General features: G+C 60.5%; 17 protein-coding genes. 10 read left to right on the top strand and 7 right to left on the bottom strand.

Features of this window, described 5'->3' with window-relative positions; translation table 11 throughout:
• Nucleotides 1-98: 98 nt before the first annotated feature.
• Nucleotides 99-404 carry a DUF2288 domain-containing protein gene (locus tag AC1RDQ_RS17365; RefSeq protein WP_008052913.1) on the bottom strand — a complete coding sequence of 102 codons (306 nt, stop codon included), beginning with the start codon at nt 402-404 and terminating at the stop codon, nt 99-101.
• 350 nt (nt 405-754) lie between these two features.
• On the opposite strand from AC1RDQ_RS17365, the gene AC1RDQ_RS17360 reads away from it, so the two are divergent.
• From AC1RDQ_RS17360 to AC1RDQ_RS17340, 5 genes are all read left to right on the top strand, one after another.
• Nucleotides 755-1,882 carry a branched-chain amino acid ABC transporter substrate-binding protein gene (locus AC1RDQ_RS17360; protein WP_046816661.1) on the top strand — a complete coding sequence of 376 codons (1,128 nt, stop codon included), beginning with the start codon at nt 755-757 and terminating at the stop codon, nt 1,880-1,882.
• A 233-nt stretch (nt 1,883-2,115) separates the two neighbouring features.
• The gene (gene livH, locus AC1RDQ_RS17355) at nt 2,116-3,039 is read left to right on the top strand and encodes a high-affinity branched-chain amino acid ABC transporter permease LivH (protein ID WP_007947264.1); all 924 of its coding nucleotides are present in this window, start codon (nt 2,116-2,118) and stop codon (nt 3,037-3,039) included.
• Complete coding sequence (locus AC1RDQ_RS17350; protein WP_057716102.1) at nt 3,036-4,292, top strand: high-affinity branched-chain amino acid ABC transporter permease LivM; 1,257 nt, start codon at nt 3,036-3,038, stop codon at nt 4,290-4,292. Before livH ends, AC1RDQ_RS17350 begins: the two co-directional genes overlap by 4 nt.
• A complete protein-coding gene (livG, locus tag AC1RDQ_RS17345; RefSeq protein WP_057716103.1) occupies nt 4,289-5,056 on the top strand; it encodes a high-affinity branched-chain amino acid ABC transporter ATP-binding protein LivG in 768 nt (255 codons plus the stop codon). Before AC1RDQ_RS17350 ends, livG begins: the two co-directional genes overlap by 4 nt.
• On the top strand, nt 5,057-5,758 hold the full coding sequence (locus AC1RDQ_RS17340; RefSeq protein WP_057716104.1) for an ABC transporter ATP-binding protein: 702 nt from the start codon (nt 5,057-5,059) through the stop codon (nt 5,756-5,758).
• 182 nt (nt 5,759-5,940) lie between these two features.
• On the opposite strand, the gene AC1RDQ_RS17335 is transcribed toward AC1RDQ_RS17340, so the two are convergent.
• Nucleotides 5,941-6,849 (bottom strand): LysR family transcriptional regulator, encoded by a 909-nt coding sequence (locus AC1RDQ_RS17335; RefSeq protein WP_218495061.1) that lies wholly within the window; start codon nt 6,847-6,849, stop codon nt 5,941-5,943.
• Nucleotides 6,850-6,955: 106 nt separating this feature from the next.
• Here AC1RDQ_RS17335 and AC1RDQ_RS17330 point away from each other — a divergent pair, with 106 nt between their 5' ends.
• The 3 genes from AC1RDQ_RS17330 to AC1RDQ_RS17320 all read left to right on the top strand — a co-directional run bounded on the left by AC1RDQ_RS17330 (nt 6,956) and on the right by AC1RDQ_RS17320 (nt 10,040).
• Entirely contained in the window at nt 6,956-7,552 is a 597-nt protein-coding gene (locus tag AC1RDQ_RS17330; protein ID WP_218495060.1) for a short chain dehydrogenase, read from the top strand.
• Between the two features lie 110 nt (nt 7,553-7,662).
• Entirely contained in the window at nt 7,663-8,331 is a 669-nt protein-coding gene (locus AC1RDQ_RS17325; protein WP_102669884.1) for a COG3650 family protein, read from the top strand.
• A 95-nt stretch (nt 8,332-8,426) separates the two neighbouring features.
• Nucleotides 8,427-10,040, top strand: coding sequence for an NAD(P)/FAD-dependent oxidoreductase (locus AC1RDQ_RS17320; RefSeq protein WP_090453539.1), 1,614 nt, complete (start codon nt 8,427-8,429; stop codon nt 10,038-10,040).
• A 143-nt stretch (nt 10,041-10,183) separates the two neighbouring features.
• Here the strand turns inward: AC1RDQ_RS17320 and AC1RDQ_RS17315 are convergent, their stop codons facing one another.
• A complete protein-coding gene (locus tag AC1RDQ_RS17315) occupies nt 10,184-11,281 on the bottom strand; it encodes a PLP-dependent cysteine synthase family protein (RefSeq protein WP_198530270.1) in 1,098 nt (365 codons plus the stop codon).
• A 247-nt stretch (nt 11,282-11,528) separates the two neighbouring features.
• On the opposite strand from AC1RDQ_RS17315, the gene nhaA reads away from it, so the two are divergent.
• Nucleotides 11,529-12,716 carry a Na+/H+ antiporter NhaA gene (gene nhaA / locus AC1RDQ_RS17310; protein ID WP_057716110.1) on the top strand — a complete coding sequence of 396 codons (1,188 nt, stop codon included), beginning with the start codon at nt 11,529-11,531 and terminating at the stop codon, nt 12,714-12,716.
• Nucleotides 12,717-12,820: 104 nt separating this feature from the next.
• Here nhaA and AC1RDQ_RS17305 read toward each other — a convergent pair whose 3' ends face one another.
• Nucleotides 12,821-13,285: an outer membrane lipoprotein gene (locus AC1RDQ_RS17305; protein WP_057716111.1), complete on the bottom strand. Its 465-nt coding sequence runs from the start codon at nt 13,283-13,285 to the stop codon at nt 12,821-12,823.
• Between the two features lie 165 nt (nt 13,286-13,450).
• Here AC1RDQ_RS17305 and AC1RDQ_RS17300 point away from each other — a divergent pair, with 165 nt between their 5' ends.
• On the top strand, nt 13,451-13,687 hold the full coding sequence (locus AC1RDQ_RS17300) for a hypothetical protein (protein ID WP_046041257.1): 237 nt from the start codon (nt 13,451-13,453) through the stop codon (nt 13,685-13,687).
• A gap of 5 nt (nt 13,688-13,692) precedes the next feature.
• Here the strand turns inward: AC1RDQ_RS17300 and pdxH are convergent, their stop codons facing one another.
• The 3 genes from pdxH to AC1RDQ_RS17285 all read right to left on the bottom strand — a co-directional run bounded on the left by pdxH (nt 13,693) and on the right by AC1RDQ_RS17285 (nt 16,631).
• Nucleotides 13,693-14,340, bottom strand: coding sequence for a pyridoxamine 5'-phosphate oxidase (pdxH, locus tag AC1RDQ_RS17295; protein ID WP_492587773.1), 648 nt, complete (start codon nt 14,338-14,340; stop codon nt 13,693-13,695).
• Between the two features lie 24 nt (nt 14,341-14,364).
• Complete coding sequence (locus AC1RDQ_RS17290) at nt 14,365-15,372, bottom strand: OmpA family protein (protein ID WP_492587772.1); 1,008 nt, start codon at nt 15,370-15,372, stop codon at nt 14,365-14,367.
• Between the two features lie 113 nt (nt 15,373-15,485).
• Nucleotides 15,486-16,631 (bottom strand): serine hydrolase domain-containing protein, encoded by a 1,146-nt coding sequence (locus AC1RDQ_RS17285; RefSeq protein WP_340316520.1) that lies wholly within the window; start codon nt 16,629-16,631, stop codon nt 15,486-15,488.
• Between the last annotated feature and the right edge of the window lie 150 nt (nt 16,632-16,781).

The raw sequence follows: 16,781 nt of genomic DNA, 5'->3' as shown, positions 1-16,781 counted from the left end.
CCGTGAGGCTGTGGCCTTTCTCTACGGCAACATGCCATCACGCTACTCGGCTACACACTTTTCCCTCAGAAATGAACGCACCAATCAGGTGCGACCTTTTAAGCCTGCGCCCTTTCCTGGATCAGAATCCACGGCGAAACAACCACGGCCCACAGCTGTGGATCACGTTCAAAAAGATCCAGCGCCCGCGTTTCAGAGAGCTTGCCGAGCTTGTCGGCGGCCAGCCAGGCAGCCACTTTCTCCCCTTCATCCTGGGCAACGGCCTCGGCGGCGGCGATCAGATCCAGGCCAGGATCGACCCACAATAGGGCACCCTTGGCGAAGAACGGCTCCAGCTCTTTCCAAGTAATAGATGCGGTTTCACCAAGCAGCTTGGCATAGAGGGTGCTAGGTTCTTGATTCATGGGACTGTCCGGAAAAGAAATCGACGCGAATGATAACGTCGGTGGACTGGCAGAAAAACCCGGATGCAATTGAGTGACCGAAATGAAAAGCGCAGGAAAGCCAGGGAATGCACTGAATACGGCTATAAGCCCCTCAACACCCCGCCGCAATTCTGTCTTTTACTTTCAATAAAGCGACACTTGCAGGTTTTGTCCCCCGGCGCTGCCTTCCCAGGCTGACAATCGGCGCTCTACACTGTACCGGTACAGTTGCCGAGGGACTTTTCCGGGGAATGTCGCAGATATCCGACCCGGTTCTGCTGCTTTCGGCGCCAGGACTATAAAAACTACAACAGTAAGAGTGGAGCACTATGACTAAGGCTACTAAGCAGATTTCCAAACTGTTTGCCGCTATGGTTCTGGCCGGGGTTGCCAGCCATTCGTTCGCAGCTGACACCATCAAGATCGGCATCGCCGGCCCTAAGACCGGCCCTGTAGCCCAATACGGCGACATGCAGTTCAGTGGCGCCAAAATGGCCATCGAGCAAATCAACGCCAAGGGCGGCGTGGACGGCAAGAAACTCGAAGCCGTTGAATACGATGACGCGTGTGATCCGAAACAAGCTGTGGCAGTCGCGAACAAGGTCGTCAACGACGGCGTCAAGTTCGTAGTCGGTCACCTGTGCTCCAGCTCCACTCAACCGGCTTCGGACATCTACGAAGACGAAGGCGTGATCATGATCACCCCGGCTGCCACCAGCCCGGACATCACCGCCCGTGGTTACAAAATGGTGTTCCGCACCATCGGTCTGGACAGCGCCCAGGGCCCTGCCGCCGGTAACTACATTGCCGACTTCGTAAAACCGAAGATCGTTGCTGTTCTGCACGACAAACAGCAATACGGTGAAGGCATCGCCTCTGCCGTGAAGAAAACCCTGGAAGGCAAAGGCGTCAAGGTTGCCGTGTTCGAAGGCGTCAACGCCGGCGACAAAGACTTCTCCTCGATGATCGCCAAGCTCAAGCAAGCCAACGTCGACTTCGTCTACTACGGCGGCTACCACCCGGAGCTGGGCCTGATCCTGCGTCAGTCTGCGGAAAAAGGCCTGAAAGCCAAGTTCATGGGTCCGGAAGGCGTGGGTAACGACTCCATTTCGCAGATCGCCAAGGACGCTTCCGAAGGCCTGCTGGTGACCCTGCCGAAATCCTTCGACCAGGATCCGGCCAACGTTGCCCTGGCTGATGCGTTCAAAGCCAAGAAAGAAGATCCAAGCGGTCCGTTCGTGTTCCCGGCCTACTCGGCTGTGACCGTGATCGCCGACGGCATCAAGGCTGCCAAGTCCGAAGACTCCGCCAAAGTGGCTGAAGCCATCCACGCCGGCACCTTCAAGACGCCTACCGGCGACCTGAGCTTCGACGAGAAAGGCGACCTGAAAGACTTCAAATTCGTGGTTTACGAGTGGCACTTCGGCAAACCAAAAACTGAAGCCAAGCCTCAGTAAGGCGTTGCCAGACTGACTGCCAATAAAGCCCACGGCGTGCCGTGGGCTTTGTTTTACGAACGTATCTGGGCCGCGCTGGCGTGATCCGCCAGTCTCCCCACCTGAAAATCTCAAAACCGTCATCAGCGGTTCGCTGGCAAACCCCGAATTCGAAGTGGATGCAGATCCACGGGGCTCGGGCGGGAAAATGACTCCACCAGTGAAATGCGTATCAGGTTTTTAGGAGCGCTGTAATGCCTGACATCTATCACTTCTTCCAACAGCTGGTTAATGGCCTGACCATTGGCAGCACGTATGCCCTGATCGCCATCGGCTATACGATGGTCTACGGCATCATTGGAATGATCAACTTCGCCCACGGCGAGGTGTACATGATTGGCTCCTACGTGGCGTTTATCGCCATCGCCGGGCTGGCCATGCTGGGACTCGACAGCGTGCCGCTGTTGATGACCGCCGCTTTTCTCGCAACCATCGTTGTAACCAGTGCCTATGGCTACAGCATCGAACGGATCGCCTACCGCCCCTTGCGCGGCAGCAACCGTCTGATCCCGCTGATCTCCGCCATCGGCATGTCGATCTTCCTGCAGAACACCGTTCTGCTGGCGCAAGACTCCAAGGACAAATCCATCCCCAACCTGATTCCGGGCAACTTTGCCTTTGGGCCAGGTGGCGCACATGAAGTGCTGATTTCCTACATGCAAATCGTGGTGTTCGTGGTGACTCTCGTCGCCATGCTCGGCCTGACCCTGTTCATCTCCCGCTCTCGCCTGGGCCGCGCCTGCCGTGCCTGTGCCGAAGACATCAAGATGGCCAACCTGCTGGGTATCAACACCAACAACATCATCGCCCTGACCTTCGTCATCGGTGCGGCTCTGGCAGCCATCGCCGCCGTGCTGCTGAGCATGCAATACGGCGTGATCAACCCGAACGCCGGTTTCCTCGTCGGCCTCAAGGCCTTCACCGCCGCGGTACTGGGCGGTATCGGCAGTATTCCGGGCGCCATGCTCGGCGGGCTGGTACTGGGTGTGGCGGAAGCCTTTGGTGCCGATATCTTCGGCGACCAGTACAAGGACGTCGTGGCGTTCGGCCTGCTGGTTCTGGTGCTGTTGTTCCGGCCAACCGGCCTGCTGGGCCGTCCGGAGGTTGAGAAGGTATGACTAGGAATCTTAAACAGGCGCTGTTCAGCGCTTTGCTGGTGTGGGCCGTGGCCTACCCGGTACTCGGTCTGAAGCTGACCATCGTCGGCATCAACCTCGAAGTTCATGGCACCAGCGACGCCACCCTGATCACCATCGCGGTGTGCTCGGTGCTGATGTTCCTGCGTGTGCTGTTCGACCAGCAGATCAGCTCGGCCTGGCGCTCTTCGCCGAGCATGCCGCTGATCCCGGCCAAGGCCAGCAACTTCCTGACCCTGCCGACCACCCAGCGCTGGATCATCATCGCGCTGATCGCCGGTGCCCTGGTCTGGCCGTTCTTCGGCTCTCGCGGTGCGGTCGATATCGCTACGCTGGTGCTGATCTACGTGATGCTCGGCCTCGGCCTGAACATCGTGGTCGGCCTGGCCGGTCTGCTCGACCTCGGTTACGTCGGTTTCTATGCCGTCGGCGCCTACAGCTACGCGCTGCTGTCGCACTACTACGGCCTGAGCTTCTGGATCTGCCTGCCGATCGCCGGCCTGATGGCGGCCACCTTCGGCTTCCTGCTCGGTTTCCCGGTGCTGCGTTTGCGTGGTGACTACCTGGCGATCGTGACCTTGGGCTTCGGTGAAATCATTCGTCTGTTCCTGCGTAACCTGACCGGCCTCACTGGCGGTCCGAACGGTATCAGCAACATCGAAAAGCCAACGTTCTTCGGCCTGACCTTCGAACGAAAAGCCGCGGAAGGCCTGCAAACCTTCCACGAGTACTTCGGCCTGGAATACAACTCGATCAACAAGGTGATCTTCCTCTACCTGGTTGCGCTGTTGCTTGCCCTGGGTGCGCTGTTCGTCATCAACCGTTTGCTGCGCATGCCCCTGGGCCGCGCCTGGGAAGCGTTGCGTGAAGACGAAATCGCCTGCCGTGCCCTGGGCCTGAACCCGACCGTCATCAAACTGTCGGCCTTCACCCTGGGTGCGAGCTTCGCCGGTTTCGCCGGTAGCTTCTTCGCTGCCCGTCAGGGTCTGGTGACGCCGGAGTCCTTCACCTTCATCGAGTCGGCGATCATCCTCGCCATCGTGGTGCTGGGTGGCATGGGCTCGCAGCTGGGCGTGATCCTCGCTGCCGTGGTGATGATCCTGCTGCCGGAAATGATGCGTGAGTTCAGTGAGTACCGCATGTTGATGTTCGGTGCCTTGATGGTACTGATGATGATCTGGCGCCCTCAGGGTCTGCTGCCCATGCAACGTCCTCACATGGAGCTGCGCAAATGAGCCGCGAGATCCTTAAAGTAGAAAACCTGAGCATGCGCTTCGGCGGCTTGCTGGCGGTCAACGGCGTAGCCTTGAGCGTGAAAGAGAAACAAGTGGTTGCGCTGATCGGCCCCAACGGCGCCGGCAAGACCACCGTGTTCAACTGCCTGACCGGCTTCTACAAGCCGAGCGGCGGCAGCATCCTGCTCGACGGCGAAGCGATCGAAGGCCTGCCGGGCCACAAGATTGCCCTCAAAGGCGTGGTGCGCACCTTCCAGAACGTGCGGTTGTTCAAGGACATGACGGCGGTCGAGAACCTCTTGATCGCCCAGCATCGTCACCTGAACACCAACTTCCTGTCCGGCCTGTTCAAGACCCCGTCGTTCCGCAAAAGCGAGCGCGAGGCCATGGATTTCGCCGAATTCTGGCTGGAAAAGGTCAATCTCAAGGAGTTCGCCAACCGTCCGGCCGGCACCCTGGCCTACGGTCAGCAACGTCGTCTGGAAATCGCCCGTTGCATGATGACCCGCCCGCGGATCCTCATGCTCGACGAACCGGCTGCCGGCCTGAACCCGAAGGAAACCGAGGACCTCAAGGCGCTGATCAGCATGCTGCGTGAAGAGCACAACGTCACCGTGCTGCTGATCGAACACGACATGAAGCTGGTCATGAGCATTTCCGACCACATTGTCGTGATCAACCAGGGCACGCCCCTGGCCAACGGTACGCCGGAACAGATCCGCGACAATCCTGAAGTGATCAAAGCCTACCTGGGGGAAGCGTAAATGCTGCAGTTCGAAAACGTTTCCACCTTCTATGGCAAGATCCAGGCCCTGCACAGCGTCAACGTCGAAGTCCGCCAGGGCGAGATCGTGACCCTGATCGGTGCCAACGGTGCCGGCAAGTCCACGTTGCTGATGACGCTTTGCGGTTCGCCGCGCGCCCACAGCGGCAGCATCCGCTACATGGGTGAGGAACTGGTCGGCCAGGACTCTTCGCAGATCATGCGCAAGAGCATCGCCGTGGTGCCGGAAGGTCGTCGGGTGTTTTCCCGACTGACCGTTGAAGAAAACCTGTCCATGGGTGGTTTCTTCACCGCCAAGGGCGACTATCAGGAACAGATGGACAAGGTTCTCGGACTTTTCCCACGCCTGAAAGAACGCTTCAACCAGCGCGGCGGCACCATGTCCGGCGGCGAACAGCAAATGCTCGCCATCGGCCGTGCGCTGATGAGCAAGCCCAAGCTGTTGCTGCTCGACGAGCCATCGCTGGGCCTGGCACCGATCATCATCCAGCAGATCTTCGACATCATCGAACAGCTGCGCAAGGACGGTGTGACAGTGTTCCTGGTCGAGCAGAACGCCAACCAGGCGCTGAAGATCGCTGACCGAGCCTACGTTCTGGAGAACGGCCGGGTGGTGATGACAGGCACCGGTGAAGCGCTGCTGACCGACCCGAAAGTGCGTGATGCGTACTTGGGCGGCTAAGCCTTAGCGGTAAACAAAAAAACGGCCTTTGCGGGCCGTTTTTTTATGCCCCCCTATAGCTACACAGACCCTCTTCTGTAGGAGCGAGCTTGCTCGCGAAAAACTGGAGGGCGCCACGTTCATTCAGACAGCCCTCATCATCGTTAACGTCCATCGCGAGCCGGCTCGCTCCCACAGGACATTTACAGCCGATCCAGCACCTCCCCACTGCGCTTGAACCACCCGATCAAATAATCCGCCAGTACCTGCGTGCGCTTGGGCAAACCGCCCTGATACGGATGCACCAGGTACATCGGCATGCTGCGGGTCTGATAATCGCGCAGCAGCCATCGCAAGCGCCCGTCCGCCAGCTCTGTTGGCAAACAGTAGGATGGCAGGCGCGCAATACCGGCGCCGACCAGTGCGGCTTTCTTCAACAGGTTGTAGTGGTTGCTGGCGAACGGCCCCGACACCCGCACCCGCAACAACTCGTGCTGCTGGTGATACAGCCATTCTTCGCGGCCGCTGTAATGGCTGTTGAGCAGGCAGCGATGCTCGGCCAGCGCCTGGGGAGTTTGCGGTTCACCGTATTGCTCCAGATAAGCCGGGCTGGCACAGGTCAGTTCTTGCCACGCCAACAGTGGACGCGCCACCAGTCGCTGGTCAATGGCCACGTCGGAACGAATCGCCAGATCGAAGCCGTCGCGAGACAGGTCGCGGTAGCTGTTGTTGAGCTCCAGCTCGATCTGCACCTGGGGATACCTGGCCGAGAACTCCAGCAACAGGCCATCGAAGAAGGTTTCCCCGAGCGACACCGGTACCGTCATCCGCACCGGGCCGGCCATGTCGTCCTTCAGGCGCGCCAGGGCCTGGCGGGCCCGCTCGACTTGCACTACCAGCGCCTGGGCCTGGGGCAACAACGCAGCACCGGCGGCGGTCAGGCTCAAGCGGCGGGTGGTACGTTGCAACAACACCACGGAAAACTGCGCTTCCAACTGGCTGATGCGCTTGGACAGCTGGCCTTTGCTGCAACCAAGCTGCTGCGCCGCCAGGGTAAAACTCCCCGCCTCGATCAACACCGCGAACGCCGCCAGGTCATCCATCTCGCTCATGGATTGTTTCCATTTGAAAACCAAAGGTTGCCTATTAGTGCGCTTATCCGGAGAAAAAACCACCCTAAACTGAAACCTCGTTCAACCCATACGAGGATCAGCCCCCATGAAAATTCTTTTGATCGGCGCAGGCGGCACCATCGGTTCGGCAGTCGACAAGGAACTGTCGCAACGCCACGAAATCATCCGCATCGGTCGCACCAGCGGCGACTTTCAGGTGGACATCAGTGACAGCACCTCGATTCGCAAGCTGTTCGAGCAGACCGGCAAATTCGATGCACTGGTGTGCGCGGCCGGTAACGTGACCTTCGCACCGCTCAACGAAATGACCGAAGAGAGCTTTGCCCTGGGCCTGAAAGACAAGCTCATGGGCCAGGTCAATTTGCTGCTGATCGGCCGCGACTTCGCCAATGACGGCGCTTCGTTCACCTTCACCACCGGCGTGCTCAGCCACGACCCGATTCGCAGTGGCGCCTCGGCGGCGCTGGTCAACGGTGCACTGGACAGCTTTGTCCGCGCCGCCGCCATCGAGCTACCGCGCGGCCTGCGGGTGAACTCGATCAGCCCGAACGTCCTGGTCGAAGCCATGGGCAAATACGCGCCGTACTTCCGTGGCTTCAAGCCGGTTCCTGCGGCGGATGTGGCCTTGGCCTACGCCAAGAGTGTGGAAGGCCTGCAAACGGGTCAGACCTTTCACATCTGAAGATGAAAAATCGCAACCTGCGTCCGCGCCAATACAAAGTGGAGACGATAACCGGTTGTGATGAACGGTCAGGCTGAGTAACGTGGCGGCACCTGTCAGGAGACCCCAAGATGCGTGTTGCCCGTTCCTTAGTCCTCGTTGCCCTGCTTCCGCTGTTCGCCGCTTGCCAGTTGTTCGAGGGTGAGCGGCAGAACGCCTCCCATGTCGGCCAGACACGCATGCAAGGCCAGTTGACCGCGGCGGACGGCAAACTGCTGTTCCAGCCGTGCAACCAGACAAACCGCTACGTGGTCAACGACACGGGCGGTACCAGCGTCCTGCAGCAGGCCGCAAACCTGGCGGACAAGCAGGGCAAGCTGTTTGCCGACGTGCGCGGGCGGGTTGTGGCCGGCAGCGGTGGTGACGGCCAGCTCGATCTGGAGCAGTTGTACCGCGTCGAGCGCTCGGGCACCGCGTGCGACGATCCGAATTTCAAGCTGCTGATCCTGCGCGCCGCCGGCCACACCCCGGAGTGGAGCGTGAAAGTCAGCGGCAAAGGCATGGTCCTCGACCGGGCCGGCCAGCCGCCATTGGCCGTGCCTTACGTAGAGGAGCAATTGGGCGATGGCCGTTTCAACCTCAGCACCGAAGCCAACAACCAGCACATCGAACTGTGGGTTGCACCGCAACGTTGCGTCGACAGCAGCACCGGCAGCATCCAGCACATGAGCGCCGAGCTGCGCATCGACGGTCAGGTACAGCGCGGCTGCGGGTATTTCGGCGGATCGCGCGACGACTGATCGTTTAAGCCTCACGGGCCTGCGCCTTTGAGGCTTATAATCGCGGGTTTCAAACGCCCTGGCGCAGTTGTGCGCCCCGCGAACCGGATCCCGCCATGTTACGAATCACCGAACTCAAGTTGCCGATCGACCATCCCGAAGAAGACCTGCGCCCTGCCATCGTGCAGCGCTTAGGGCTTGCCAGCGATGACCTGCTCGATTTCACCTTGTTCAAGCGCAGCTACGATGCGCGCAAAAAGTCCTCCGAACTGTGCTTCATCTACACCATCGACCTTGAAGTTCGCGATGAGGCGGCGGTACTGCACAAGTTTGCCGATGACCGTAACGTCAACGTGGCGCCGGATGTCAGCTACAAGGAAGTCGGCCAGGCGCCGGCCGATCTGAGCGTGCGGCCGATCGTCGTCGGCTTCGGCCCGTGCGGGATTTTCGCCGGGCTGCTGCTGGCGCAAATGGGCTTCAAGCCGATCATCCTCGAGCGCGGCACCGAAGTACGCCAGCGCACCAAGGACACCTGGGGCCTGTGGCGCAAAAGCGTGCTCAACCCGGAATCCAACGTGCAATTCGGTGAAGGCGGCGCGGGGACGTTCTCCGACGGCAAGCTCTACAGCCAGATCAAGGACCCGAAATTCCTCGGCCGTAAAGTCCTGCACGAATTCGTCAAGGCCGGTGCTCCGGAAGAAATCCTCTACGTCAGCAAACCGCACATCGGTACGTTCCGTCTGACCGGCGTGGTGGAAAACATGCGTGAGCAGATTCGCGCCCTGGGCGGTGAAGTGCGCTTCCAGCAGCGCGTCACCGACGTGTTGATCGAAGACGGCCAACTGGTCGGCGTCGAACTCAATGGCGGCGAACAGATCCACTCGAAACACGTGATCCTGGCCCTCGGCCACAGCGCCCGCGACACCTTCCGCATGCTTCACGGCCGTGGCGTGTTCATGGAAGCCAAGCCGTTCTCGGTGGGTTTCCGCATCGAGCACCCGCAGTCGCTGATCGACCGTGCGCGCCTGGGCAAGTACGCCGGCCACCCGAAACTGGGCGCCGCAGACTACAAACTGGTGCACCACGCCAAGAACGGCCGTTCGGTCTACAGCTTCTGCATGTGCCCGGGCGGCACCGTGGTGGCGGCGACTTCCGAGCCAAACCGCGTGGTCACCAACGGCATGAGCCAGTACTCGCGTAACGAGCGCAATGCCAACTCCGGCATCGTCGTCGGCATCACGCCGGAAGTCGATTATCCGGGCGGCCCGCTGGCCGGTATCGAGCTGCAGGAACGCCTGGAGTCCCACGCATTCGTGCTGGGCGGCAGCAACTACGAAGCGCCGGCGCAACTGGTCGGCGATTTTATCGCGGGCAAACCGTCTACCGAACTGGGCAGCGTCGAGCCATCCTACAAGCCGGGCGTTGCCCTGGGTGATCTGGCGCTGGCACTACCGGCATTCGCCATCGAAGCAATTCGCGAAGCCTTGCCGGCATTCGAGAAGCAGATTCGTGGTTACTCGCTGCACGACGCAGTGCTGACCGGGATCGAGACCCGCACCTCGTCGCCGCTGCGCATTACCCGTAACGAGTCGTTGCAGAGCCTGAACGTGAAGGGCTTGTTCCCGGCCGGTGAAGGGGCCGGTTATGCGGGCGGGATTCTGTCGGCGGGTGTTGACGGGATTCGCATTGCCGAGGCTGTAGCTCGGGATATCCTTGGCCTGGAAGCCTGATACGCGATCCCGGAAATAATGCAAAACCCTGTGGGAGCGAGCTTGCTCGCGATAGCGGTAAATCAGTCAACATAGGTGTTGAATGTTATGCCACCATCGCGAGCAAGCTCGCTCCCACAGGGGTATTCAATGTCTGAAAGATCTCAGATATTGGCGCGCAAAACCGAGTCCGGCAACGGCTCACCTCGCTCCACCGTCGCTGCCACCGCAGCCATCAAACCACTCAGCTCATACCCCTGAGCCTTGAGCCAGCCCTGATCGTAATAGGTCGTGGCATAGCGCTCGCCGCCGTCACACAGAATCGCCACCATCGACCCCGTCTCCCCTGCCGACTTCATGTGCTGGGCGGCCATCAGTGCGCCGATCAGGTTGGTCCCGCTCGACCCGCCCACATGCCGTCCCAGACGCTCCGCCAGGTAGTGCATGGCCGCCAGCGACAAGGCATCCGGCACCTTGACCATCGCGTCGATCACCTTGGGCAGAAACGACGCTTCCACGCGCGGCCGGCCGATGCCTTCGATACGCGAGCCGTGGTCCAGTCGCAGACTGGCATCGCCGGTCTGGTAGTAATCGAAGAACACCGAACGCTCGGCATCGGCACACAGCACGCGGGTGCCATGCTGGCGATAACGCACGTATCGGCCCAGGGTGGCCGTGGTACCGCCGGTACCGGGGCTGGAAATCAGCCAGCTCGGTTCGGGATGCTGCTCGAAACGCATCTGCTGAAAGATCGACTCGGCAATGTTGTTGTTCGCCCGCCAGTCGGTGGCGCGTTCGGCATAGGTGAACTGGTCGATGAAGTGCCCGTCGTGTTCACGGGCCAGGCGCTCGGACTCGGCGTAGATCTGGGTCGGATCGTCCACCAGGTGGCTTTGGCCACCGTAGAAGGCGATCTGCGCAATCTTCTCCTTGGACGTGGTCGCCGGCATCACCGCAATGAACGGCAAGCCCAGCATGCGCGCGAAGTACGCTTCGGAAATCGCCGTCGAACCGCTGGATGCCTCAATCACCGGCGCACCGGGCTTGAGCCAGCCGTTACACAGCGCATACAGGAACAGCGAACGGGCCAGGCGGTGCTTGAGGCTGCCCGTGGGGTGGCTGGACTCGTCCTTGAAGTACAACTCGATGCCTGGAAAACCCGGCAGCGGCAAGGGGATCAAGTGGGTGTCGGCGCTGCGCTGGAAATCGGCTTCGATGATCCGAATCGCTTCGCGGGACCACTGTCGGTTGTCGCTCATGATGGTTTTCTCGTTGTATCGGGCAGGAGTCGGCCTTTTGACAAGGCTCATCCAACAAGCTTAGGAAAAATCCTGCATCCAGCACAGGTACAGATGAAATCCAATACGCCCGGCAACTGCTAGGCTCAGGTCGGTGCCGAGGGATCACTCTGTAACGGTATATAACAAAAAAGAATATAACTTTTGTTTTAACAACTAACGGTACTTGTTAGGGTGTAACACCTTTTGAATTCATGGATGGAGAGCGACCTTGCCTCTGCGTAGCACTTTCACGCGTTTCTTTCAGTTGGAAGCTGCCAGCGGTCTGTTACTGATCGCCGCTGCCGTTCTGGCTCTGATCATCAACAACTCGCCGCTGTCGTGGCTGTACAACGGCCTGCTGGACACCCCCGTGGTGGCGCAGATCGGCGCACTGAAAATCGCCAAGCCCTTGCTGCTCTGGATCAACGACGGTCTGATGGCGCTGTTCTTCCTGCTGATCGGCCTGGAAGTGAAGCGCGAAGTCCTCGACGGCCAGTTGTCCAAACCGTCGCAGATCGTCCTGCCCGGTGCCGCCGCCATTGGTGGCATGGTGGTGCCGGCGCTGATCTACTGGTACCTCAATCGCGACACGCCAGCCGCCCTGAACGGCTGGGCAATCCCGACCGCCACCGACATCGCCTTCGCCCTTGGCGTACTGGCGCTGCTGGGCAAACGGGTTCCGGTTTCGCTGAAACTGTTCCTGATGACCCTGGCGATCATCGACGACCTTGGCGCGATCATCATCATTGCGATCTTCTATTCCGGCGCGCTGTCGACCCTGTCTCTGGCGCTGGCCGCGACCTGTATTGCGGCGCTGATCGGGATGAACCGGCTTGGCGTGGTCAAGCTCGGGCCGTACATGATCATTGGACTGATCCTCTGGGTCTGCGTGCTCAAGAGCGGTGTCCACGCCACCCTGGCCGGCGTGACCCTGGCATTCTGCATTCCGTTGCGCACGAAAAATGCCGAACCTTCGCCACTGCTTGCCCTGGAGCATGCCCTGCACCCGTGGGTCGCCTACGGCATCCTGCCACTGTTCGCCTTTGCCAACGCCGGCCTGTCCCTGAGCGGTGTCACCGTCGAGAGCTTCACTCACCACGTCCCCATGGGCATCGCCATCGGGCTGCTGCTGGGCAAGACCGTCGGTGTCTTCGGCCTGACCTGGCTGGCCGTGAAAACCGGTATCGCCGCCCTGCCCCAAGGTGCCAATTGGGGCCAGATACTGGGCGTGGCGATTCTCTGTGGCATCGGTTTCACGATGAGTCTGTTTGTCGGCTCGCTGGCCTTCGAGCCAGGCGTGAGTGATTTCGCCGGGATGGACCGCATGGGGATCTTGACCGGTTCGATTCTGGCTGCGCTGATCGGTTATGTGGTGACGGCGATGGCGAGCCGCAAGAACAGCGCGCTGGCCTCCTGATAAACCGCCATAACGGCCGGCATCAATCAGGACTCACCTGAGCTGAAAAACAAAAAACCCGATCAGTCACCTGATCGGGTTTTTTGTTTAGCCGGTGTTTGCGCTTAATGCGAAACGCGGCTGGTGCCATTCACACTTGCGATGCGCACACGTTCGCCAACACGGAACACTTCGTTCGGCTGAACTTCCTGAACGTAGGCGCGCATGCTGCCATCGTCTTCGCGCACGGTGATTTCCACACCCTGGGTGCGGGTCAGGCCTTCTTCAGCGGCTGAACCGAGCAGGCCACCGGCCACGGCACCGATAACCGCTGCAACGACGCTGCCTTTGCCGCCACCGATGGCACTGCCGCCAACGCCGCCGACCACTGCACCTGCAGCGCCGCCGATCGGGGTTTTGGTGCCTTCGATTTTCACCGGGCGCAATGCTTCGATGGTGCCCATGCGAACGGTCTGCACGCGACGCGCCTCGTCACGGGAGTAGGAGTCACCGGTCAGGCTCGATTGGCAACCAGTGAGCAACATCGCCATCGTGGAAAAGGAAGCAACCAGCAGAACAGACTTACGCATAGCATCAACTCCAAAAAAACAGTTGTTCATTAAACTCCGCTGCTTGACGCCTGTCACGGCATCGCCCGGGTAAAATTGGTTTGATTCAGGCTCCGTTAAGGCACCTCCACGAACTCACACAGTAGCGGCAAATTCGCAAAGCCGCCCCACTGGCCAAGGATTTCCATGGATTACTTTATCATCGTCGTCACGACTGTTGCCGGTCTGTACTTCCATTGGTGGCTGTACGTGCGGATCAAACGCTGGATGGACCGCGACCTGGCGCTAGCGCTGGCGGGCAAGGACGAGCAGAAAAAAGCCTTCATGCTCGAACGATTGGCGAGTGCTCAGGCGCAGAAGATCAAGCGTCGAGACCTGCCGAAGTGGCTGGAGGCCGCTGCGGCAGGCTATCCCGATCGGTAGACTGCTCAGGGTGCCAGACGTTCAAGAATCCAGTCGGCGCCCTGCTGGCGGTAATTGAGGCGGTCGTGCAGGCGGCTTGGGCGCCCCTGCCAGAATTCGATGCGTTCCGGCAGCAGGCGATAACCACCCCAGTGTTCCGGGCAATGGGGCTGGGTGTCGCTGAAACGTTGCTCGGTGTCCTTGAGCAGCGCTTCGAGCTCGCTACGATCGGCGATCACCTGGCTCTGCGGCGACGCCCAGGCTCCCAGGCGACTGCCCAGTGGACGAACCTGATAGTAGGCGTCGGACTCTTCAGGCGTCACCTTCACCACCCGCCCTTCGATGCGCACCTGGCGCTCCAGCGCCGGCCAGAAAAACGTCATGGCCGCGAACGGATTCGCGGCCAAATGCTGGCCCTTGGCGCTTTCGTAGTTGGTGAAAAAGGTGAAGCCCAGTTCGTCCAGGCCCTTGAGCAACAGAATGCGACAGTGCGGTCGACCGTCCTGGTCAACGGTGGCCAGGGTCATGGCGTTGGCTTCCACCGGCACCTGTTCGGTTTTTACCGCGTCGGAGAACCATTGGTGGAACAACGCAAACGGCTCGGCCGGGGCTTGTGCCTCGGTCAAGCCATCACGGGTGTAGTCACGACGCATATCAGCCAGGCCCTGGGTCATGGCGCATTCCTTTTGGTTAACGAATCACTGCTTTGCAGTATCAGTGGCGGCGACTTTCTTGTCAGCCGTCGAGGCTTTGGCTGGCGTGGTCTTTTTTGCCGGTGTTGCGGTTTTCGCAGGTGTTTTCTTGGCCGGGGCTTTTTTCGCCGGAGCTTTTTTCACCGCTGGAACCGCAGCCTTTTTAGTCGCAGGGGCCGGTGTCACAGGCTTGGCGACCGGCTTGGCGTCCGCGGCAGCAACCATGCTTACCGGGGCTGGAGCCGGCATGTTGTACTTGCTCAGCAGCGCGACCATGGTGTTTTGCGGGGTCACCAGCAGTTCCACGCGACGGTTCAACGCACGACCTTGCACGCTGTCGTTGGCGGCACGCGGCGCATCACCGCCCAGGCCACGCAGCATCAAGCGATCACGCTGCAAACCACTGAGACGGAAAATCGCCGCAACGGCCTGGGCACGCTCCTGGCTCAGTTTGACGTTGGCAGGCACAGCGCCGGACGTATCGCTGTGGCCGAGAATCAACACAGCGGTCTTTGGATCGGCTTCAAGGATCTTGGCAACGCGGGTGAACGGACCGAGCGTGACCGGCAGCAGCATGGCCGGACGATCAGGGTTGAACGAACCTTCGACCGGCGCAGTCACCACCAGCACGTTTTCGCGGCGCTCGAGTTGCATGTTGCTGCCCTTGACCGCCTCCCGCAGACGCGGTTCATAGTCGTCAAGCCAGGCCTGGGTGACTTTCGGGTCGGGCATCGGCACAGCCTTGGCGGCGCTCTGCTCGCTACCGCCGAACGGCCAGTACCACTTGCTGCCGCTATCGGTTCCGGCCTTGGCCACCGCAACCGGTTTGACTTCAGGTTTCACCTCCGGCTTGACCACAGGCTTGCCGGCACTGTCGTCGGAACTGAACGGCCAGTACCAGTGGCTGCCGCTTTCAGTCTTGGCGACAGGTGCCGTCACGTCTTTCTGTGGAGTCTGTGCGCAACCGGTAATAGCGAAGCACAGGGCCAAGGCGAGGGTTTTATTGGATGACATTGGATATCCACAAGAATGAAGTCAAAAAAATCAGGCCGCATTGGCCGGTATAAACAAACACTTTGAAACTGAAAAGGTTATCGGGTTCCAGCCCTGGAACCCGATAGCCGTTTTTACAGACAAGTGGCCAGAGCCCGCACCAGCTTTTGCGCACGCGGGTCCATCAAGACGTACGGCCCCAGGGTATTTGTCACAAATCCGAAAGCCACGTCGTGCTCCGGGTCGGCAAAACCGATGGAGCCGCCGGCACCCGGATGACCGAACGCCCGCGGGCCAAGGCCGAAGGTGGCATTGGCAACGTCCGGTTGATCGAGCATGCAGCCCAAACCGAAACGGGTCCGGGTCAGTAAAGTCTTGTCCTCGCCGAGGCTGTGCTCGCGGGTCAGTTCATCGAGCATTTCGCTTTCCAGCAGGCTGCCGTCGAGCAGGCCGGCATAGAACCCGGCCAGGCTGCGGGCGTTGCCATGGCCATTGGCGGCCGGCTGTTGCATGCGTCGCCACTCGGGCTTGTTGGTGCTGGTCATGATCGACGGAGGGTTGGTGAACGCCCGGGTCGTCATGGCCGCTGGCTCACGCATGGTCACTTGCAGCAGGCGCTGGGCGGCGGCATCGCCGACATTGCCCTTGCCCCGCGCAATGTGGGCCACGCGATGGAACTCTTCGTCGGCCAAGCCCACATGGAAGTCCAGCCCCAACGGTTTGGCGACCCGCGCGACAATGGATTCACCCGGCCCACGACCGTCGGCACGGCGCAGCAATTCGCCGATCAGCCAGCCATAGGTGATCGCCGCGTAACCGTGGCCTTCGCCCGGCGTCCACCACGGCGTTTCGGCGGCCAGGGCGTCGACCATGGTTTGCCAGTCGTAAAGGGCTTCGGGGGCCAGTAACTCGCGCAATGCCGGAAGGCCGGCCTGATGGCAGAGCAGTTGACGCAAGGTGACGGACTCTTTGCCGGCAGCGGCAAATTCGGGCCAGTAGCGCGCGACCGGGGCATCCAGTTGCAGCTTGCCTTCGGCCACCAATTGCAGCGCGGTGACGGCGGTAAAGGTCTTGGTGCAAGAGAACAGATTGGCGATGGTGTCGCTGTGCCAGGCCTCGGCCCCGTCCTTGTCGGCAGTGCCGGCCCACAGATCGAGGACGGTTTCGCCGCCGACCTGAATGCACAACGCTGCGCCACGTTCCTGGGGATCGTCGAACAGCGCCGCGAACGCCTCTCGCACCGCTTCGAACTTAAGCTCGTAATGACCCTGAATCTGCACCCGCAACTCCCCGGATTAACGCTCTACAAAGTGGCGGGCATTGTTCCAGCCCTTGAGGGTTTTGGGAACAGGGTTGGGCCGGGCGGTTGTGGCGAGGGGGCTTGCCCCCGTCGGAGTGCGTAGTGCTCCCAAATTTTTCGGCCGTTGCCG

The sequence above is a fragment of the Pseudomonas sp. GW823-FHT02E01 genome, from assembly GCF_058797535.1.
The sequence above is the reverse complement of the archived record's forward strand: the minus strand, read 5'-3'. Positions and strand labels throughout refer to the sequence as shown.